21 protein-coding genes and 1 pseudogene are annotated in these 19,734 nt (G+C 59.5%); 6 read left to right on the forward strand and 16 right to left on the reverse strand.

Annotation, left to right across the window (positions count from 1 at the left end; translation table 11 throughout):
* Positions 1–256 precede the first annotated feature (256 nt).
* The 7 genes from yiaA to holA form a co-directional block, all read right to left on the reverse strand.
* On the reverse strand, positions 257–688 hold the full coding sequence (gene yiaA, locus VFO93_RS09585) for an inner membrane protein YiaA (protein WP_325134146.1): 432 nt from the start codon (positions 686–688) through the stop codon (positions 257–259).
* A 209-nt stretch (positions 689–897) separates the two neighbouring features.
* A complete protein-coding gene (locus VFO93_RS09590; protein WP_325134147.1) occupies positions 898–1,902 on the reverse strand; it encodes a hypothetical protein in 1,005 nt (334 codons plus the stop codon).
* A gap of 209 nt (positions 1,903–2,111) precedes the next feature.
* Entirely contained in the window at positions 2,112–2,750 is a 639-nt protein-coding gene (locus VFO93_RS09595) for a PA2169 family four-helix-bundle protein (protein WP_325134148.1), read from the reverse strand.
* Between the two features lie 223 nt (positions 2,751–2,973).
* Positions 2,974–3,798: a PA2169 family four-helix-bundle protein gene (locus tag VFO93_RS09600; protein WP_325134149.1), complete on the reverse strand. Its 825-nt coding sequence runs from the start codon at positions 3,796–3,798 to the stop codon at positions 2,974–2,976.
* A gap of 138 nt (positions 3,799–3,936) precedes the next feature.
* Positions 3,937–4,674: an ATP-grasp domain-containing protein gene (locus VFO93_RS09605; RefSeq protein ID WP_325134150.1), complete on the reverse strand. Its 738-nt coding sequence runs from the start codon at positions 4,672–4,674 to the stop codon at positions 3,937–3,939.
* 105 nt (positions 4,675–4,779) lie between these two features.
* Entirely contained in the window at positions 4,780–4,971 is a 192-nt protein-coding gene (locus VFO93_RS09610; RefSeq protein ID WP_144843049.1) for a hypothetical protein, read from the reverse strand.
* Positions 4,972–5,029: 58 nt separating this feature from the next.
* Positions 5,030–6,082 carry a DNA polymerase III subunit delta gene (gene holA, locus VFO93_RS09615; RefSeq protein ID WP_325134151.1) on the reverse strand — a complete coding sequence of 351 codons (1,053 nt, stop codon included), beginning with the start codon at positions 6,080–6,082 and terminating at the stop codon, positions 5,030–5,032.
* Positions 6,083–6,223: 141 nt separating this feature from the next.
* Here holA and tyrS point away from each other — a divergent pair, with 141 nt between their 5' ends.
* Positions 6,224–7,522 carry a tyrosine--tRNA ligase gene (gene tyrS / locus VFO93_RS09620; RefSeq protein ID WP_325134152.1) on the forward strand — a complete coding sequence of 433 codons (1,299 nt, stop codon included), beginning with the start codon at positions 6,224–6,226 and terminating at the stop codon, positions 7,520–7,522.
* A 368-nt stretch (positions 7,523–7,890) separates the two neighbouring features.
* On the opposite strand, the pseudogene VFO93_RS09625 reads toward tyrS, so the two are convergent.
* A pseudogene (locus VFO93_RS09625) lies at positions 7,891–8,064 on the reverse strand (histone H1); the annotation flags it as partial.
* Positions 8,065–8,322: 258 nt separating this feature from the next.
* Positions 8,323–9,561 carry a pyridoxal phosphate-dependent aminotransferase family protein gene (locus VFO93_RS09630; RefSeq protein WP_325134153.1) on the reverse strand — a complete coding sequence of 413 codons (1,239 nt, stop codon included), beginning with the start codon at positions 9,559–9,561 and terminating at the stop codon, positions 8,323–8,325.
* Between the two features lie 278 nt (positions 9,562–9,839).
* On the opposite strand from VFO93_RS09630, the gene accC reads away from it, so the two are divergent.
* From accC to tilS, 4 genes are all read left to right on the forward strand, one after another.
* Complete coding sequence (gene accC, locus VFO93_RS09635) at positions 9,840–11,351, forward strand: acetyl-CoA carboxylase biotin carboxylase subunit (RefSeq protein ID WP_325134154.1); 1,512 nt, start codon at positions 9,840–9,842, stop codon at positions 11,349–11,351.
* Between the two features lie 97 nt (positions 11,352–11,448).
* Positions 11,449–11,742: a type II toxin-antitoxin system HigB family toxin gene (locus tag VFO93_RS09640; protein ID WP_325134155.1), complete on the forward strand. Its 294-nt coding sequence runs from the start codon at positions 11,449–11,451 to the stop codon at positions 11,740–11,742.
* 20 nt (positions 11,743–11,762) lie between these two features.
* The gene (locus VFO93_RS09645; protein WP_325134156.1) at positions 11,763–12,110 is read left to right on the forward strand and encodes a hypothetical protein; all 348 of its coding nucleotides are present in this window, start codon (positions 11,763–11,765) and stop codon (positions 12,108–12,110) included.
* 81 nt (positions 12,111–12,191) lie between these two features.
* Positions 12,192–13,526: a tRNA lysidine(34) synthetase TilS gene (gene tilS / locus VFO93_RS09650; protein WP_325134157.1), complete on the forward strand. Its 1,335-nt coding sequence runs from the start codon at positions 12,192–12,194 to the stop codon at positions 13,524–13,526.
* 152 nt (positions 13,527–13,678) lie between these two features.
* Here the strand turns inward: tilS and VFO93_RS09655 are convergent, their stop codons facing one another.
* The 7 genes from VFO93_RS09655 to VFO93_RS09685 form a co-directional block, all read right to left on the reverse strand.
* Positions 13,679–13,960, reverse strand: a complete 282-nt coding sequence (locus tag VFO93_RS09655) for a hypothetical protein (RefSeq protein ID WP_325134158.1) — start codon at positions 13,958–13,960, stop codon at positions 13,679–13,681.
* Between the two features lie 144 nt (positions 13,961–14,104).
* Positions 14,105–15,511, reverse strand: a complete 1,407-nt coding sequence (locus tag VFO93_RS09660) for a radical SAM protein (RefSeq protein ID WP_325134159.1) — start codon at positions 15,509–15,511, stop codon at positions 14,105–14,107.
* Between the two features lie 16 nt (positions 15,512–15,527).
* Positions 15,528–16,037, reverse strand: coding sequence for a hypothetical protein (locus tag VFO93_RS09665; RefSeq protein WP_325134160.1), 510 nt, complete (start codon positions 16,035–16,037; stop codon positions 15,528–15,530).
* Between the two features lie 3 nt (positions 16,038–16,040).
* Complete coding sequence (locus VFO93_RS09670) at positions 16,041–16,451, reverse strand: putative toxin-antitoxin system toxin component, PIN family (RefSeq protein ID WP_325134161.1); 411 nt, start codon at positions 16,449–16,451, stop codon at positions 16,041–16,043.
* A gap of 4 nt (positions 16,452–16,455) precedes the next feature.
* A complete protein-coding gene (locus VFO93_RS09675; protein ID WP_325134162.1) occupies positions 16,456–16,692 on the reverse strand; it encodes a hypothetical protein in 237 nt (78 codons plus the stop codon).
* A gap of 34 nt (positions 16,693–16,726) precedes the next feature.
* Positions 16,727–17,485 carry a prolipoprotein diacylglyceryl transferase family protein gene (locus VFO93_RS09680; protein ID WP_325134163.1) on the reverse strand — a complete coding sequence of 253 codons (759 nt, stop codon included), beginning with the start codon at positions 17,483–17,485 and terminating at the stop codon, positions 16,727–16,729.
* Between the two features lie 375 nt (positions 17,486–17,860).
* A complete protein-coding gene (locus VFO93_RS09685) occupies positions 17,861–18,859 on the reverse strand; it encodes an aldo/keto reductase (protein WP_325134164.1) in 999 nt (332 codons plus the stop codon).
* Positions 18,860–19,195: 336 nt separating this feature from the next.
* Between VFO93_RS09685 and VFO93_RS09690 the strand changes: the two genes are divergently transcribed.
* Positions 19,196–19,684 (forward strand): hypothetical protein, encoded by a 489-nt coding sequence (locus VFO93_RS09690; RefSeq protein WP_325134165.1) that lies wholly within the window; start codon positions 19,196–19,198, stop codon positions 19,682–19,684.
* The last annotated feature ends 50 nt before the right edge of the window (positions 19,685–19,734 follow it).

The following is a 19,734-nucleotide window of genomic DNA, read 5'->3' on the forward strand; positions in this document are numbered from 1 at the left end:
AGCGCGAACTTTGTAGTTCGCGTCCGCCTGATTCGTTGAGGAGCCCACCAACGGACGCGAACTACAAAGTTCGCGCTACGGCGCACCGTTGCGGGGCGGCCCATCGATAGTACCCAGCCGTACCCAGGCAACGAAAGCCCCATAGGGGCGACCCAACCAGACGATGGGGTCGCCCCTACGGGGCTTGGAGATGCTTACACAGACACTTTACTACCGACGGGTCGCCCCGCTGGGGCTACTCCGCAACTCGGGTTAGCTACTCTGCCTCAACGGGCGCAGCGCGCGACACCGAGCGCATGTCTCGCGTATTTTTCTGCACCGCGATGGCCCCGAACAGCGCCAGCAGAAACGCCATGCCGTAGAAGCCTTTTTCGCTGAGCGTGAGGGTGGCGTTCCACAAGCCCACGAGCAGCAGCAGGATAGCCAGCAGCGTCGCAAACCACGCCAGGCCGTAGTAGAGGCCCGTCACGGGGATTTTTTCGAGTTGGTCGCGCACGGTTTTTTGCAGAGAGATGGCGGCAAACAACCCGAACATGAGTACGGTGAAGTAGTAGCCTTTTTCGTTGAGCGCCATCGTGGCGTTCCAGAGGCCGACGATGAAGCCAGCCATGCCCATGAGCAGGGCCAGCCACGAGGCGGCGATGAAGGCGGCAGAAGGACGGGCGGTAGTCACGGAAGCAGAAGTCATGGTTGGTTGGGCTTGAAGGTTGGCTCAAAAGTAGCGCGCCTCACCAAGGGCCGGAAAGTCGTTTTTTTATTTTATCAGACTTTTCAGAACAACTAACAAACGGCTTTCATTGAATTAAAATACTTGATAATCAACGCAAATAAAATAAATTCATCTGACATTTTCATCAATTAATCAAACCGCCAAAAACAGCCCCCGGCGCGCTATCTCTACTGCCGCGCCCCCAAGTACAGCAGTGTAGTCTGGTATGGGCGGGCGGGCGTGTACTTGTCGTTGATGATGAAGTAGCCGCCCTTGTAGGCCGCAATGCCCTCCCAGTTATAGCTGCGGTAGGCCACCGGAAACTCCCACAGCGGCGTCCAGCTCACCTTGCTGTCTTTCAACTCAATATCGACCAGCCGGCAGTAGTTTTTAAACACGCCGTTTTCCGCGATGAGCTTGTAATTGGGCACGTCGGTTTCGGGCAGGCGGTACACCGTATCGTCGCCCTCACCTTTAAAGAAGTAGTCGATGCCCGTGTAGTGGTGGCCGCCCGTGGCCGTGAGGTCGGTGAGGCGAAACGGCAACGAACTGAACGGCAGCAACCTGATTCGGTTTTTACCGCGCCCGGCCACCTCGTAGGCGTAGTTCTTCGGAAAGAAATTGTACTCAAAAAACGCCACCACGTGGTCGTCGGCGCGGGCTAGCGCCTCGAAGCCCGCGTTGTAGATGTGCGAGCCATCGGCCGCCACGGGCTTGGGCAGGGCCAGCAGAAAGGTGGTATCGAGCTCCACGGCGGTGGCCCCGAGGCGGCCTTTCAGCAGGTAGCAGTTGGTGGATGGCGTAGTGGTTTCGACCGAGAAATACGCCGCGTCCTTGGTGAGCAGCAGGGCTTCGAGGCCTTCGTAGTGCTGCCCGGCGGCGGCCATTCTGGCTCGCATCCGGGGCAGGTTATGGATGGGCAGCTTTTGATAAGGCAAGGCGTAGGTCGAGTCGGCGAGCTGGCGGTCGAGGTCGGCGAGCGCCACGGTGTAGAGCTTGGCCTCGGCCTGGTCTTGCAGCCGGCTCTCGGACAGCATAAACAGCTTGTCTTGCGCAATGTAGAGGCCCGAAAACTGATTGTCGTAGTATGCCAGCTCTTTGGGCAAGGCCAGCTTACGCACGTCGAACTGGCGCGGCTGCGCGTGGGCGGCAAAGAAAAGGCTGCTCAGTAGCAGCGTCGCCAGGTATTTCATAGGGTGGTGGGCGGGGCTGAGACCCGGCCGCGAAGGTAGGCTTCAGCCCAAAAGCCCCGCCGCGACTAGTTTTCGCGGCGGGGCTTTTGGGTTACACGTGCTTTATGGCCCACGCTCGTAAGCGGGCCGCATATGGCGACGCATAAGTTCTCACCAAGCGGGCTCAATAACGACGAGACGCAAGTATGCGTCTCTACCCCGCCTTGGCGCTAGGCTTGCTTTTCGGCCAGCTTCGTCAGGCGGTCGTAGGTTTTCTGCGACAGTGCGTACTGGCGCTCCACGGCTTGGCGCATCGCGCCGGTCAGTGTTTGGTCGGCCAGGGCTTCCTGGTAGGCTTTCAGGGCCCATTCCTCGCCGTAGATGTTGGAGCCCAGGATGGCCTGCTCGTCGCGGTTTACTACCACGGCCTTGGCGTCCATCCAGGCACGGTAGAGCTTGCCTTTCAAGGTAGTAGCCTCTTCGCGCTGGCCGCCTTCGCGGGTCAGGTAGGTGTTGAGGTTGGTGGCAAACTGCTGGCTCTGGCTTACCAGCTGCTTGTAGTAGCCGCGCAGCTCGGCGTCCTGGCTTTCGGCCACGGCGCGCTCGTAGCCCGCAATGCGGTCGTTCACGAAATACAGCAGCTCGTCGAGCGTGGCGGCCTCGGGGCTGGGCTTTGCCTTTTTGGAGCGGGTAGCCAGCAGGGCCACGCCCAGCGCCAGCAGCGCGCCGCCCACTACCTTTTGGGTAGTAGTAGATTTTTTGACGGTGGCGGGCACCTGGCGCAGCAGGCTACCCACGGTGCCGCCCGTGGGTTTGGCCGGGCGGGGCTCGGTGGGGGTTTGGGCGGCGGGTTGATTGGACTTACTCATCAGGAAAAGGAAAAGAAGGTTTCCGGCGCATACGCCGGCCGCAACCAGCTCGTTAGGCGGAGCTTATTCACATAAATAACTTATCCTCAACTGAATAATCTAAACTATCCGCTTATTTGTTTCTCAAAAAATAGCTTTCTTTTTCATTTCTGCGCTCACGCAAAAAGCCCCGCCGATACGGTTTGCACCATATTCAGCGGGGCTTTAGCAAATGCCGGTCAGCTTACTTCTGCTCGGCCGCCAGCTCTTTGAGACGCTTCAGCGTCTGCTTCGACTGCGCCAGCTGCTTTTCGATGGCTTCGCGGATGGAGCCTTTCAGCGCCTTGCGGCGCAGGGCCTTTTTGTAGGCTTTCGTGGCCCAGTGCTCGCCGTAGATGTTAGCGGCCAGAATGGCTTTTTCGTTGTGGTCCGTCAGGGCGGCTTGCGCATCCATCAGCTTGCGGTAGAGCTTGCCTTTAAGGGTAGTACCTTTTTCGGCCTGCCCGCCTTTCTGGGCGAGGTAGCCGTTCAGGATGCTGGCAAACTGCTGGCTCTGGCCTACCAGCTGCTGGTAGTAGCCCTTGAGTTGGGGCGTTTTGCTTTCGGCCACGGCGCGCTTGTAGCCCTCCACGCGGTCGTTTACGAACAGCACCAGTTGGTCAAGCGCTTTAGCAGCGCGCTTGGCCTTACCTTTTTTTTTTGGCGCAATGAGCAGGGCCAGGCCGGCTACAATCAGCGCGCCGCCCACCACTTTCTGGGTGGTTGAAAGCTTTTTGTAAGCGTCCACGGTTTTATCGCTGGCCTCCTTGAGGGTATCGGGCACGTGGCCGAGCAATTCCTTACTCTTGTCGGCAGCCTCTTCGTACAAGTCTTTCGCTTTGCCGGTCAGCCCTTTGGCTTTATCGGCGGCGATGTCGTACATATCCTTGGCTTTGTCGGCCGCGTCGCTATATACATCTTTGGCCTTATCGGCGGTGTCGCTGTAGGCGTGTTTGGCTTTATCAGCAGCTTCGTTATAAAGGTCTTTGGCCTTGTCGGCGGCATCGGAAGCGAATTCGGGCGATTTCATGGAATGCGGTGTCTGGTTAAGTAGAAACACGCATTCTACGGCAGGTACTATCCGCACGTTGGCGAATTATTACCTTTCCGCTGAATTATTTGCCTTTTCACTTTCGCTTCACGCACCCGAGTTGCCCGCTGGCTACAGTCAAAAATTGGCGTAGTCTTCAGTGCCGGTCAGTTGGGACCAGCGCGCCGACAAAAACTTGGCATACGCCAATGGCATCAGCCCATACGCCCCGAGAGCATAGCCATCGTTGACCTCCACTACCAGCGTGGCGCCGGCTGTGGTCACGCCCACATCGAGCGCAAAAGCGGCCGGTGCTTCGGGTGTATAGGCGGCCAGAGCCGCCTCCACCACGGCGGGGTCAAAGTGCGCCCGCCAGTCGCCCTTGTAGGGGCGGGCATCCAAGATGCGACCGTAGCGCACGAAGCAGCGCCACTCGGCCCGGAACTGCACCGGTTCGGCGCACCACACGGGCGTGTCCTGGTGCTGGTCGCCGCAGCCCACTAGGTCGCCCACGCGGCGCACCAGCACGCCCGTAAACTTTTTGGCGTCGTGCATGGGCTTCACAAATACCGGCCAGCTTTCGGGGTGCGCCGCCACGGCATTAATAGTGCTGGGCCACAAGCGCCGCCCTAGGTACGGGCGCAGCGCCTCGGGGTAGCCCAGCTCGGCGGGCACGGCCAGGCCCAGCGCCCGCAGCCCAGCCCGCACAGCCGCGATGTGGCCCACCACTATCTCATCGGGCGCGTGGGCGCGCACCGGCTCGGCATCGGTGTAGGGCACTATTTCCCAGCCCATTTGCTGGAAGCCATCCAGGGCCAAGTAGTTATTAACGCTTTGAGGCCAGCCCTGGCGGTCGAAGTGAATGTGGGCGCGCATATAAATGAGGCTACGGGGCCGCAAAAATGCAGCAGAAAGCCCCGCCGGACGCGCCGTTTGAAGGGGCACGTCCGGCGGGGCTTTTGTCACGTAGCTGCTTGGCTACTAACCCAGCATCGTTTGCTTGTTTTTAGCGCGCTTGTAGAGGTAGGCAGCGCCAGCGGCTAGCAGGGCACCGCTCAGGATTTTGTGCTTGGAAGAGAAACTGCGGTTCTCGGTGTTGTCTTCGGCGTTGCGGCGGCCAAATAGGCTGGATAGCATGCCCCCTAGGGTGCCGCTCGGTTGGTTATCGCTCATGAGTGAAAGCAGGTTGAAGGGTGAATACCCGCTTTCTACGCACCTAGGGCCTGCCGCGTTACCCCACGGCCGCCACTGGCACGGGGTGCAAGATGAGCCACACCAGCTCGCGTAAGATTTCGCCCTCGTCCATACTGCCGCTCTCGATGCCCTTGCTCTGCGCATCGGCCCGCCGGATGAGGTGGATAAGGTCCATCGTGCGCTCGGGGCTGAACTGCCGCTGGGCCAACTGGTACTCCTTCTGGGCAAACTTGTTGATGCCCATTTTCTGCATGTCGCTGTCCGAGGGGTTGGGGCCGGCCTGGTGCAGCATCAGCAGCCGCGTGAAGAAGTTGAAGAGCAGCGTCAGGTTCGGGATGAGCGGATTGGCCTTGGGGTTGGCCGCGAAGTGCGTCAGGATGCGGTTGGCCTTCAGCACGTCGCGCGTTACCAGCGCCCGTTGCAGCTCAAAGATGTTGTAGTCTTTGCTGATGCCCACCATGCGCTGCACCAGGTCTTCGTCGATGGCTTGGCCCTGCTTCACGTTGAGCAGCAGCTTGTTTACCTCGTTGGCCAGGCGCCCTAGGTCGGCCCCTATGTACTCGGCCAGCAAGGCCGTGGCGCCGGGCGTAATCTGCTGCTTGCGCTGGCGCACGTAGCCACCCAGCCACTGCGGTATCTGGTTGTCGTAGAGCTTCTTGCTCGTCATTAGGACCACGCCGGGGGCGGAGGCCAGTAGCTTGCCCAGCTTCTTGCGGCTGTCGAGGGTCTTGTGCTTGTAGCAGAAAACCAGCACGGTGCTAGCGAGCGGGTTTTTGAGGTAAGCCTCGAGAAACGGCCAGGCTTTTTCGCTTTCCAGGTCGGCCACGGCCTGCGCCTCTTTCACGATGACCACCGAGTAGTCGCTCATCATCGGGAAGCGCTTGGCTTGCCCTAGGATGCCCGCCGCGTCGGTGTCCTTGCCATACAGCACGGTTTGGTTGAAGCTGCGCTCGCTTTCGGGCAGCACAGTGCCTTCGAGCGCATCGGCCACCGTATCAATAAAATACGGCTCCTCGCCCTGCAAAAAATACACCGGCTGAAACTGCCGCTGCTGCACGGCTTTCAAGATGGCGTCGGCGTCCTGTGTCAATTAGAATTAGAAATTATGAATTGACTCTGCGGCATTGCGTGAGCCAGAACACGAAATTACGGCCTGGGTTACCTTTGCCCATGCGGCGCGGCCTCCCCGCACCCCGAGGCCAATTCATAATTTCTAATTCATAATTCATAATTGAATCTCCTTGACGAACTCCGCTGGCGCGGCATGTACCACGATGCCATGCCTGGCACCGCCGAGCACCTGGCCAGCGCCGCGCCCGTGTCGGGCTACATCGGCTTCGACCCCACGGCGGCTTCGCTGCACATCGGCAACCTAGCCACTATTATGCTGCTCGTGCACCTGCAGCGCGCCGGCCACCGCCCGGTGGCCCTGGTGGGCGGCGCCACCGGCATGATAGGCGACCCCAGCGGCAAGTCGGCCGAGCGCAACCTGCTCGATGAGGAGGCCCTGCGCGTCAATCAGGCCGGCATTCGGGCACAGCTCGAAAAATTCCTGGATTTCAACGACTCGCCCACCGGCGCGGTACTCGTCAATAATTACGACTGGTTCAAGGAGTTCGGCTTTTTGCAGTTTTTGCGCGAGGTCGGCAAGCACCTTACCGTCAACTATATGATGGCCAAGGATTCGGTGAAGCGCCGCATCAACCCGGCCGAGGGCGAAACGGCCGATGGCCTCAGCTACACCGAGTTTAGCTACCAGCTGCTGCAAGGCTACGACTTTGTGCATTTGTACAAAACGCTGGGCTGCACCCTGCAAATGGGCGCCAGCGACCAGTGGGGCAACATCACGACCGGCACCGAGCTGCTGCGCCGCATGACCGACGGCGAGGGCAAAGCCTACGCCCTCACCGGCAAGCTCATCACCAAGGCCGACGGCACCAAGTACGGCAAGTCGGAAACCGGCACCGTGTGGCTCGACCCCAACCTGACGTCGCCCTACCAGTTCTACCAGTTTTTCCTACGCTCTGAAGACGTTGATGCTCCGCGTCTTATCCGCGTGTTCACCTTGCTCAGCCAGGAAGAAATTGAAGCCATCGAAGCCGAGCATGCCCAAAACCCCGGCCTCAAAGCGCTGCAAAAGGCGCTCGCCAAGGACGTAACCATCCGGGTGCATTCGGAAGAGGCGTATAAAATAGCCGTGGCTACCTCCGAAGTGCTCTTCGGTGGCGGCGACCTCGCGGCCCTCGATGAGGCTACCCTGGTGGGCGTTTTCAACGGCCTGCCGCATTTGCGCGTGCCCCGCGCCGACACCGCCGACTTCAACGTGGCCGTGCTACTCAGCGAAACTACTAATCAGCAGATTCTACCCTCGCGCGGCGAGGTGCGCAAGCTGGTAAAAGCCAACGGCTTGTCGGTGAATGGCGCTAAGCTAACCTCGCCCGACACGCTGGTAGCAGAGCTGCCGCTACTACACGATAAGTATATGGTCGTGAAGAAGGGCAAAAGCTACTACTTGGTCGAGCTGACCTAACGCGGGGCACCTCACCCCCCGGCCCCTTCTCCAAAAAAGAGGGGGAGCCTGACGAGTTAAGAGTTCTGAGTTAGGAGTTTTGAGTTGTTGAGTAACTCTTAACTCAACACTCAAATCTGGCTCCCCCTCTTTTTTGGAGAGGGGGCCGGGGGGTGAGGTGCCCCGCGCCACTACAGCCCACGAAAAAGCCCCGCTAACCAGCGGGGCTTTTCCTATTGTATCCGGCCACAAAATCCGACGAATCCAAAAAATCCGCCGAATCCGTGGGGCAGACATTACTTCTTTTTAGCAGGAGCGGCTTTCTTAGCGGCCGGGGCAGCTTTGGCAGGCGCAACTTTAGCAGCGGGGGCTTCAGCGCCGTCCTTAGCCGAATTCTTTTGGTTCTGCACTTCCAGGCGGATTTCCTGGGCCATATTTTTCAGGTCCTGCATGCCTTTTCGCACACGGGTGCCGGCGGCGGCATTGCCTTTGTCATACGACTTTTCAAAATCGTCTTCCAGCGAGGATACCAGGTCTTTGAGTTTATTGAAAGGATTAGCCATGAAATTAAGTGGCGTTTGGGTGAGAAAAGAAAAATTGTGCTTACGCGGCCCTAATATACAGGGACTTTCTACGCGGGCAAGCTTTTGAGGTTTTTCTTAAAACGGCCTTTCTGGCCCGCCAGGGCCTTTTTCCGCCTTAACGTGAGCAGTGCGTGAGCTTAGCTGGCAATTTTTGCCTTCAAAAAGTACAAAATATAAGCGCCGGCCGCTCTTCCGAGCAACCGGCGCTTATTGCAAAACGCTACCGTAGTGGCCAATTTAGGCCGTAGCGGGCTGCTTGCTGTAAAGACCTTTGTCGAGCTTGGCTGCAATAGCCTCAAAAGCTGTAATGGTTTCGTCTACGTCGGCCAGCGTGTGCACGGCCGTCGGGATGAGGCGCAGCATAATCACGCCCTTGGGCACGACCGGGTAAACGACAATGGAACAGAAAATGCCGTGATTCTCACGCAAATCGAACGTGAGCGCCGTGGCGTCGGGAATCTGCCCATTCAGGAACACCGGCGTCACCGGCGACTCGGTGGTGCCAATGTTGAAGCCTTTTTCGCGCAGGCCGCTTTGCAGGGCGCGCACGATGGTCCAGAGGTTTTCGCGGTACTCGGGGTGGTTGCGAATCAGCTCCAGGCGCTTCAGGGCACCGATGACGAGCGGCATGGGCAGCGACTTGGCGAAAATCTGGCTGCGCATATTGTAGCGCAAATATTCAATAACGCCCTCGGGGCCGGCCACGAACGCGCCGATGCTGGCCATGCTCTTGGCGAAGGTGTAAAAAATGAGGTCTACGCCCTCCTGCACACCCAAATGCTCAGCCGTGCCCGCGCCCGTGGGCCCTAGGGTGCCAAAACCGTGGGCATCATCCACGAAGATGCGGAAGTTGTATTTCTCTTTCAGCTTCACGATTTCGCGCAGCTTGCCGAGGTTGCCGCTCATGCCAAACATGCCTTCGGTAATCACCAGAATGCCGCCGCCCGTTTCGTCGGTGAGGCGCTTGGCGCGCTCCAACTGCTTTTCGAGGTTCTCGATATCGTTGTGCGGAAACACGAAGCGTTTGCCCTGGTGCAGGCGCACGCCGTCGATGATGCAGGCGTGCGACTCGGCGTCGTACACGATAACGTCGTGGCGGCTCACCAGCGCGTCGATGATGCTCACCACGCCCTGGTAGCCGAAGTTGAGTAGCAGCGCGCTGGGCTTTTGCACAAACTCGGCCAGCTCGTTTTCGAGCTGCTCGTGCAGCGTCGAGTTGCCGCTCATGATGCGCGCGCCCATCGGGTAGGCCATGCCAAACTCGGCGGTGCCGTCGGTATCGGCCTGGCGCACTTCGGGGTGGTTGGCCAGCCCTAGGTAGTTGTTGAGGCTCCAGGTGAGCACTTCTTTCCCGCGAAACATCATGCGGGGCTTAATCTCGCCTTCGAGCTTGGGAAACGTGAAGTAGCCGTGGGCGTAGTGCGAGTGCGAGCCCAGTGGGCCCCGATTGGCCGTAACGCGGTCGAAAATATCCACTGAAAAACTTGGGGGATAAGGTAAAAAGAGCGAAGCCGACGGGCCCAGGAGGCCCGGCCGGCGTAGTAGTCAATTGGCAAAGATAGGTCCGCCTTGGTTAGGTACATAATTTGGGCGTGGCTGCAACCTAGGCAAGTGGCCTTTTAGCGCAAGGCCGGGCCGCAGGGTTTTCTTTGCGCGCCGTTGCGACGCGTAGCGCGAACTTTGTAGTTCGCGTTCGCAAGCATGTATCCGACCATACGAACGCGAACTACAAAGTTCGCGCTACATCCCACCCAATGAAAAAAATAGCTAAGCTTCTGGTTGCCAATCGTGGCGAAATCGCGCTGCGCGTCTTGCGCTCGGCCCGCGAAATGGGTATTGCCACCGTGGCCATCTACTCGGAGGCCGACCGCCTCTCGCCGCACGTGCGCTACGCCGACGAGGCCGTGTGCGTGGGCCCGCCTGCCTCGGCCCAGAGCTACCTGCGGGGCGACAAGATTATTGAGCTTTGCAAGGACCTAGGTGTCGATGCCATTCACCCCGGCTACGGCTTCTTGAGCGAAAATGCTGCCTTTGCCCGTGCCGTGCGCGAGGCAGGGCTGATTTTCGTGGGCCCCAGCCCCGAGGCCATGGAGCTAATGGGCGACAAGCTCTCGGCCAAGCAGACCGTAAAAGCGTACAACATCCCATTGGTGCCCGGCACCGACGAGGCCATTTCCGACGTGGAAGCCGCCAAGCAGATTGCCCAGGAAGTTGGCTTTCCCATCCTTATTAAGGCTTCGGCCGGCGGCGGCGGCAAGGGCATGCGCCTGGTGCACAGCGCCGACGAATTTGAGGAGCAGATGCAGCTGGCCGTGAGCGAGGCCACCTCGGCCTTTGGCGACGGGGCCGTGTTCATCGAAAAATTCGTAACGGGGCCGCGCCACATCGAAATTCAAGTCCTAGGTGATGAACATGGCAACATCGTGCACCTGTTCGAGCGCGAGTGCTCGATTCAGCGCCGCCACCAGAAAGTGATTGAGGAAGCGCCCTCGTCGGTACTCACGCCCGCGCTGCGCGCCGAAATGGGCCGCTGCGCCGTGGAAGTAGCCCGGGCCTGCCAGTACGCCGGGGCCGGCACCGTGGAGTTTTTGCTCGACGACCAGCACCGCTTCTACTTCCTCGAAATGAACACTCGCCTGCAAGTAGAGCACCCGGTCACGGAAATGATAACGGGCCTCGACTTGGTAAAAGAGCAAATTCGGGTGGCCGAGGGCCAGCCCCTGCCCTTCCGCCAGGAAGACCTCGCCATCAACGGCCACGCCCTGGAGCTGCGCGTGTACGCCGAAGACCCGCAAAACAACTTCCTGCCCGACATCGGCCGCCTGGCCACCTACGTGCGCCCCCAGGGCCCCGGCGTGCGCGTCGATGACGGCTTCGAGCAGGGCATGGACATTCCAATTTACTACGACCCCATGATTGCCAAGCTGGTCGCCTACGGCGCCACCCGGCAGGAGGCTATCGACCGCATGCTGCGCGCCATCGCCGAGTACCAGATTACGGGCATCGAAACCACGCTGCCCTTCGGCACTTTCGTGCTGCGGCACCCGGCCTTCGTGAGCGGTAATTTTGACACTAACTTCATCCGCGACCATTTCAGCCCCACCGTGCTAGCCCCCAGCACGCCCGACGAGGGTACCGCCCAGGTAGCGGCGGCGCTAGTAGCCATGCTGCTGAGCGAGAAGAAACCCGCCGCCCCTGTAGCGGCTGCCGAAACTGCGGAGGCTCCGGCTTCGGGCTGGCGCCGGAACCGGCTGGGCGTGCGGTAAGATAAGCACCTCTGCATAAGACTATTTGCACCCAACTTTTTTATCAGGAATAGCCATAAAATTTCAATCACTGGAATTTTATGGCTATTTTTGGAACATGGTCATTATATCCCAACGGCCATTGCGCGAGTTTTGGGAAAAACATCCTAGTGCCCGCGAGGCCCTAAACGCCTGGTATACCTTTGTAAACGAATGTGATTGGGGCCGCCACGCCGATGTGGTGCGCGATTTTGGCAGCGCCGATTATGTGGCCGATGGGCGCTACGTGTTCAATATTCGTGGTAATACTTACCGCTTGGTAGCGCGTATTCATTTCGCCAGTCGTACCGTGTTTATTCGATTCGTTGGCACCCACCCGCAATACGATAAAATTGACGCGGGCACCATCTAAATTACGTTACAGACTCCGCTATGATTATCCAGAATGAGGCAGCTTATCAGCAGGCACTCCGTGAGTTTGAGCGTCTGCTCGACCACGAGCCCAACAACGAGGACGCTATCCTAACACTCCGCGACGCCATCGCAGCATACGAGCAGGCGCAGGGATACAACCTGCCCACTCCGCAGACCCTAGTGGGACGTTTGGAGTTGGAAATGTATCGGCGGCGACTCAACAAAAAGAAGCTGGCCGAATTGCTGGAAATATCAGCTTCGCGCATGAGCGACGTGTTTCAGGGGCGGCGTATCAACTTGGATTTGGCCAAGCGCCTGCATCAGAAGCTGGGCATTCCGGGCGATTTTATTCTGGAAACGGCTTAGTTTTCAAGCCAGCATCATCTTCTTTTAGCTACTACATTCTTTTCCGGCGCAACTCATCATGTGCTCGCCGTTTTCTATTGCATGCTCGACCAGGTTCGCCAGTTTATTGAAGAACGCCAGCTTTTTACCATTCCTACCGATACCGTATTAGTCGCCGTGAGCGGCGGGCTCGACTCGGTGGTGCTGCTCGATGTGCTGCACCGCCTAGGGGTGCAGGTAGCGGTGGCGCACTGCCATTTCGGGCTACGCGGCGAAGACGCCGACGCCGACGAGCAATTTGTGCGCAAGCTGGCCAAGCAGTACGACGCGCCCTACTTTGTGGAGTTTTTCCAGACCAAGGCGTTCGCCGAGCAGGAGCACATTTCGACCCAAATGGCGGCTCGGCTGCTGCGCTACCGCTGGTTTGAGGCCGTGCGCGAGCGCGAGGGACTGGCCGTGATTGCCACGGCCCACCACCAGCGCGACGCCGCCGAGACCATGCTGCTCAACCTCACGCACGGCACTGGGCTGGCGGGGCTGCACGGCATTCAGGCCAAAAACGGCCACGTGGTGCGCCCGCTGCTGCCCTGCGCCAAAGACGACCTCTACGACTACGTGGTTGAAAATCGCCTCATCTGGCGCGAAGATGCCTCTAACGACAGCCCCGTGTACCAGCGCAACCGCCTGCGCCAGCAGGTACTGCCCGTGCTGCGCGAGATAAATCCTAACCTAGACAATACCCTAGGTATCACGGCTGAGCGCGTGGGTGGGGCCGAGGAAATCGTGCGCCGCTACGTGGCCGACACCGCCGCCGCAGCCCGCCGCGACGAGCCCGAGGCCACCTACCTCAACATTGCTATGCTGCAAAAAACGGCCGCCACTGCCCTGGTGCTGCACGAGTTGCTGCGGCCTTTCGGCTTCTCCTACCTAGTGGTAAAAGACATCGTGGCCGCTTTTCAGGCCCCGGCCGGGCGGCAGTTCGACTCGCCCACCCACCGGCTGGTGAAGGACCGCGACCAACTCGTGATTACGCCCCGCTCGCTAGCCGGCTTCGGCACGTTTCAGTTGGCGGCCGGGCAGCCCGAGCTGCGCGCCGATGGCGTGCGCCTCACGGCCGAATTGCTCGAAATTGACCCGAGCACGTTTGACATTCCCAAGGGCAAGGGCTCGACGGCACTCGATGCCGACAAGCTGAAGTTTCCGCTTACGCTACGCAAGTGGCAGGAGGGCGACACCTTTATGCCCTTGGGGCTCAAAGGGAAGAAGAAGCTGAGCGACTTTCTCATTGACCAGAAAATCCCGCTCAACCTCAAAGACAACGTGCGAGTGCTGACCTCGGCTGACGGTAAAATCTGCTGGGTGGTAGGCCTGCGGCCCGATGATAGATTTAAGGTGACGGAGGATACGCAGCGGGTGCTGGTGCTGCGGCGCGGGTAGGGGTATTAGGCACGGTTAACCTCACCCCCGCCCCCCTCCTAAAAAGGCAGGAGCCAACCGCGAGCAGACATAAGCTCACATCAGCATTTGGTAGGCTCCCCTCTCTTTTGAAGAGGGGCCGGGGTGAGATTGCCACGGATGCACGAGCTATCTCAGTGCATCCCGCCCATGTTCGAAAGCATGAGCGCGCACACGCCGAAGCCAATGAGCCCAATCAGCAGCGCCGATAAAACGAAGGCCACCACGTAATGCATCCGGCCCGCAAAGCTCATGATGATGGCGGCCACGGTATTGATGACGACCAGCACCAGCACCATAATACCCAGCAGGCTTGGCTCGGCCCCGGTGGCGAGGGCGGCCAGCACGAGCAGGCCCAGGTTGAGGGCGATGGGCCAGGTAAAAGACTTTTTGGGAGTGGGTGGGGTTGGCTGCACGGCTACTGTCGATTCATCTGATTTAATGAGTACCTAGGTGCAGATTACTACACATACCGAAGCCAATTAGAAGTGCGACTAGCACCAGCAGCACCCCGGTCCAGAAGCAGCCATTTTGGGGTGGAGGGTTATCTTCTAACGGCTTCATATAATGCCGGTTCTTTCAGCCCGTAATTCCTCCAGCCGCGCCAGCTTCTCTTGGTCGCGGTAAAAGATGTTCATGGTCTCGAAAGGAATGATTTTCAAATCTTTGCTCACGATGTGCACGCAGGATTTTTTGACGGCGCGCACGTCGAAGTTCCAGGGGTCCATGAATTGCAGGATGATGACCCGGAAGAGGTTGTCGTAGCCCAGGTTGGGGGCCGACACCTGGGGCAGGCAGCAGAGCAATTGGTTGATTTCGGGCACCACCGTATCCACGGTGTTGGCGGTGCTGAAGAGCTTGAGCAAGTGCTGGCGCAGGCGCGGGTCGCGCTCGTACACGATGGTGTTGCCGCCACTTTGCAGCAGGTCGGCGGGGTCGATGTAGCGCGTGAGTGGAAACACCTCGCCGTCGAGCTTGAGGGCGTAGGCCATGGCCAGCGCGTCGGGATTGCAGGGCACGGGCAGCAGGTCTTCGGCCGTGAAGACCGGGCTTTGGGCGATGATGCCCTGACGCACTTCGGTAAGCGAAAACGAGTCGGTCTCGGGGTTGAAGTGCTCGATGCGTCCGGCCGCCTGGGTGGGCTGAAACGTGACGCCGCGAATGCACTTTTGCTGGAGCGCGTAGTCGATGATGGCGCCCATCTCGTCGTCGTTGAGGCCCTTTTGCAGGGTCACGACCAGCGTGGTACTGAGGTTGTATTTGTTGAGGTGCTCGATGGCCTGCCGGCGTACCTCGCGCAGGTCGCGCCCGCGCATAGTCAGCAGCACGTCTTCGCGGAACGAGTCAAACTGCAAGTACACCTCAAAGGCGCCCGCGTAGGTAGCCAGCCGCGCCACGAAGGCTTCGTCTTTGGCCAGCCGGATGCCGTTGGTGTTCACCATCAGGTGCTTAATGGGCTTGCGCTTGCACATGTCCAGGATTTCCCAGAACTGCGGGTGCAGCGTGGGCTCGCCGCCCGAGAGCTGCACCACATCGGGCTCGCCCTCGTTGGCCACTACCAGGTCCACCATCGCTTCGATTTCCTCTAGGGTGCGGTGGCGGCCGTGGTAAGGGCTGCTTTCGGCGTAGCAGGTGGGGCAGGTGAGGTTGCAGCGGTCGGTGACCTCAATCACGGTGAGGCAGGAGTGCTGCTCGTGGTCGGTACAGAGGCCGCAGTCGTAGGGGCAGCCGTAGTGCGTGGCCATGTTGAAGCGCCTAGGGGTCTCGCTGGGCTTCACATAGTTGCGAATGCTTTTGTAGTACTCAATGTCGGTGGCGATGCGCACCCGCTGCCGCCCATGCTCGGGGCAGCGCTTGAGCATGTACACGCCCCCGTCTTCAAAGACGATTTTGGCCTCGATGCGTCGCAGGCAGTGCGGGCACAGGCTCAGGGTGAAGTCGTAGTAGGTGTAGGGGCGTTCGGGCATTGGTTTGCGAATAGGCTCAGACGGCTAATTGCTTCTTGTAAGTCTTCTGCTGTATGTGTTGCAACAGGTTCGTGTCAGGGTCCACATAAAACTCATACAGCGCATAGCTCAGCCAATCCTCGGGGCTGGTTACACCTTTATTCAATTCTTCCGTCCAGATAAACTTCAGCTTCGTTCTATCCCAAAGCTTCCCATCAACTCGCTCTACTTCGGTAGCCACGAACCATAATACCATTTCCCTGTAATCAAGGAGTCTGGTTGGTATTCGACCAATTATTTCAGAGTATACCGCATCCCATTCCTTACCAATTTGGCCGCGCAGAAACCGTACGAGTAATCCGTACCTAATTTTTCCGTTGTAAAACTTATAAGTCGACTTAATGCTTTTTCTGAACTGCAGATATTCAATATCCTCGTCTTTCCATTCGTGCCGTTCATCAGCATAGCGCCCATTAATCACGTATTTACGCGCGCTACCAGACGTTTTCATTCTGCTCATTAGCCACCGTTTCGATTGCTTTTCCATTTCTCAATTAGCAAATAATAACTCCCGAAACCCCACCGTATCTACCACCGCCACCTTCGGAAACTCAATAGCCCGCAGCGGCAGAAAGTCCCGGTCGTGGCTGACGATGCACAGGGCATTGGCGGCGATGGCGCAATCCACGAATTTATTATCGTCGGGGTCGGCGAGCAGGTTGAAGCGATAGGTGGGATTTACTCGAATTAGGGTGGACCTTCTAACCAAGGATTTCAGCACATCTTGAGCGGCAGCCGCGCCCATGTGCCGCTCTACTATCTCGGCGTATTCGGCTAAAATTTCAGTGGTAACGCACCATTCAAATTTGCCTAGCCGGAATCTTTCGTAAATCCAGTGCAGAGAGGAGCGGCGCGAGATACACACCAGCAGCACATTCGTATCAATGACGCAGCGCAACATACCATCATTCGGGGCGGCCCGCTCGCATTTTGGTATGTAGCATACGCTCTACGTCGGCATCAGTGAAATTATTAGCGTCCCACCAAGCGTCAGCGCCAGCTATTGCCCGCTCCGCAAAAAAATCAGCTAGCAAGTTTTTAACCTTCAACAAATCCTGCTCTGAAATATTATCAGCGTACAGCCGGAGCAATTCCAGTTGCAGGTTGCTAAAGCGGGGCGAGGTTTCGGGAATGGGTTGCATAAGACGAGCAAGAATTAAACGGCCTAATGTACTTCTAACGCGGCATTTGCCCCACGGGTGCCCCACGCCCCCACAGCCAACCATAATACCCCAGCCCCGCCACACACGCCCACTGTATCGCCGTGAGTCCCAGCCCCGGCAACGCCGCCGTGGGCTTGAGAAACTCGACCAGCAGGCGAAACAACAGATAGCCCGCCAGAAACAGCTCGAAGCGGCGGCCATTGGGCAACGGGCTGCGGCGCTCCAAGGCATAGAGCAGCAGCGCCAGCGCACCTAGGAACCCGATTTCGTAGAGATTGGTGGGGTGGCGCGTGATACCATCGCCGAAATTGATGCCCCAGGGCAGGCTAGTGGGCGTGCCGAAGGTGCCATCGGTGAGGCCGCTGAGGTGGCAGCCGAGCCGCCCGATGCCCAGCCCCAGCAGCAACGGAAACACCATGAGGTCGCCGCTGCTGGTGCGGATGCCCAGGTATTTCTTGGTGAGCTCCACCCCTACCAGGCCGCCCAAAAAGCCACCCACTATGGTCTTGTTCGTGAAGTAGTAGAGCCAGCCGCCAGGCGGGTGCAGCAGCAGCGCAGGGTGCTCGAGCAGCCCTAGCAGCCGCGAGCCTAGCAGCGCCCCCGCCGCCGCCCCCACAAATATCCACTGGCGGCCCTGGTCGCTGATGCGGTCGGGGGTGCGGGCGCGCAGGGTCGTGTAGAGGCGGTAGCCCAGCGAATAGGCCAACACCTCGCACAGCAGGTGCACGGGCAGGTGAAACGAGCCAAAGGCCAATTCAACAGGATAGACCACTGATTAGCGCGGATTTTTTCGGATTACACGAATTTTGTAGACGATACCAACCAGTTGAGTGCCACCCCGACCAGCACCACAGCGTGGGATTACACGGATTTTGTGGACGATACCAACCGACTTTTTGAATTGGCAAATAAGCAAATAAAAAGAAAGGCTGCCCATTGGGCAGCCTTTCCATGTCGGCAATAGCAACGTCGGCACCCATTTCAGCGGCCAGCGCCAGGCCTATGCAGCCTTTCCACGCCGGCAGTAGCAACTGGTTACAAAATCCGTGTAATCCTATCGTTGCCGGGCCAGCTCTAAAAAGTGATAGGAATAGCAACCGGCTACAAAATCCGTGTAATCCGAAAAAATCCGCGCTAATCAGTGATTCTAGCGTCCCACGGCCGCCATCATGGCGGCGGGGTAGCGGGTGCCCGCCGCCGCGCCCAGCGGCAGCAGCTCCTCCAGGTGGCGCAGCTCGTCGGCGGTCAGGGCGAGGTCGGCGGCGGCCACGTTTTCTTCGAGGTACTTCACGCGCTTAGTGCCAGGGATGGGCACCAGGTCATCGCCCTGCGCCAGCACCCAGGCCAGGGCCAGCTGGCTGGCCGACACACCCTTCTGGCGGGCCAAGTCGCGCAGGTGATTTACCAGCTTGAGGTTTTTGGTGAAATTCTCGCCCTGGAAGCGGGGCGAAAAGCGGCGATAGTCGTCGGGCGCGAAGTCTTCGAATTTCTGAATCTCACCCGTGAGGAAGCCCCGGCCCAGCGGCGAGTACGGCACCAGCCCGATGCCCAGCTCGCGCAGCGCGGGCAATATTTCCACCTCCACGTCGCGGCTCCAGAGGCTGTATTCGGTTTGCAGGGCCGTGATGGGGTGCGTGGCGTGGGCCCGCCGGATGGTGTCGGCCCCGGCCTCGCTCAGGCCCAGGAAGCGCACTTTGCCTTCTTCGACCAGGCGGCCCATTTCGCCTACCGTTTCCTCGATGGGCACGCCAGGGTCGACGCGGTGCTGGTAGTAGAGGTCGATATGGTCGGTAGCCAGGCGCTGGAGGCTGCCTTCGCAGGCGCGGCGCAGGTAGTCGGGGCGGCCGTTGATGCCGCGCTTGGTAGGGTCGTGGGGGTCGCGCTCGATGCCGAACTTGGTGGCCAGCTGCACCTGGGCGCGGCGGCTTTTATCTTCCTTGAAGAAGCGGCCCAGCAGCTCCTCATTGGTGTAAGGGCCGTACATGTCGGCGGTGTCGAAAAAGGTGACGCCCAGCTCCAGGGCGCGGGCCAGGGTACGCAGGCTTTCGGCATCGTCGGGCTGGCCGTAGAAATCGGACATGCCCATGCAGCCGAGGCCGAGGGCCGAAACCGTGAGGCCGGTGCGGCCGAGTTGGCGGGTTTGCATACGGAAAAGAAAAGTTGGTCAGGGGAACGGGTAGTAAACCGGGCGCGGCTTTTTTTGATTTTTTCCCCAGCCCCGCGCTAGTATCCCCAAGCCCGGCGTCAGCCGCTCCAAGCCCTGTGTCACGGCCCCAAGCCAAGCGTCAGCCTTCCCAAGCCCCACGCCAACCGTCCCCAGCCCGGTGTCAACCGCCCTAAGCCCCGTGTCGCGGCCCAAAGCCTTCGCGCAACGACCATAATCCTAAATTCAAGGAGATAAATCCAAGTTTCAGTTGTTCCAAGCCCAGCGCGGCCGGTGCCAGGCCTGGTGCCGGCCTGCCCGCGCCCCTACCTTTGCCTTATGATGAAACTGCCTTTGCCGCTGCGGGCGGCCCTTTTCCTTGCCACCCTCGCCACGCTGCCCGGCTGCGGCGGCGCGGGCACCTCCTCGGCCCCTACGGCCGCCGCCACCACGCCGGCCGCCCAGGCCCAGGCGCTCGAAGACACCCTCATGGCCCACCACGACCGCGCCATGGCCCAGACCGAAAAGCTGTTTGAGCTGAAAGCCCAGCTCACGGCCGCCAAAGCGCCCGCCGCCACGGCCCCGGTAGTGGCCAAAATGCAGGCCGCCGAGCAGGGCATGATGAACTGGATGCACCACTACCAGGCCCCCGACAGCACGGCCCCCGCCAGCCAGCGCCTCACCTACCTCAAGGAGCAGCAGCAGCAATTGGCCGGCGTAGAGCGCCGCCTGCGCGGGGCCCTCGACTCGGCCCAGGCCACCTTGCACCAACTGCCCGCCGTTGGTGTTGCGCCAGCGCCGGCGGCTACTCCGTCGCCAACGAAATAAGTTGCCGGAAGCAGCGGGCGGCGGGTGTAGAGACGCATCCTTGCGTCTCA

Source organism: Hymenobacter sp. (assembly GCF_035709525.1).
Taxonomy (GTDB): Bacteria; Bacteroidota; Bacteroidia; order Cytophagales; family Hymenobacteraceae; genus Hymenobacter.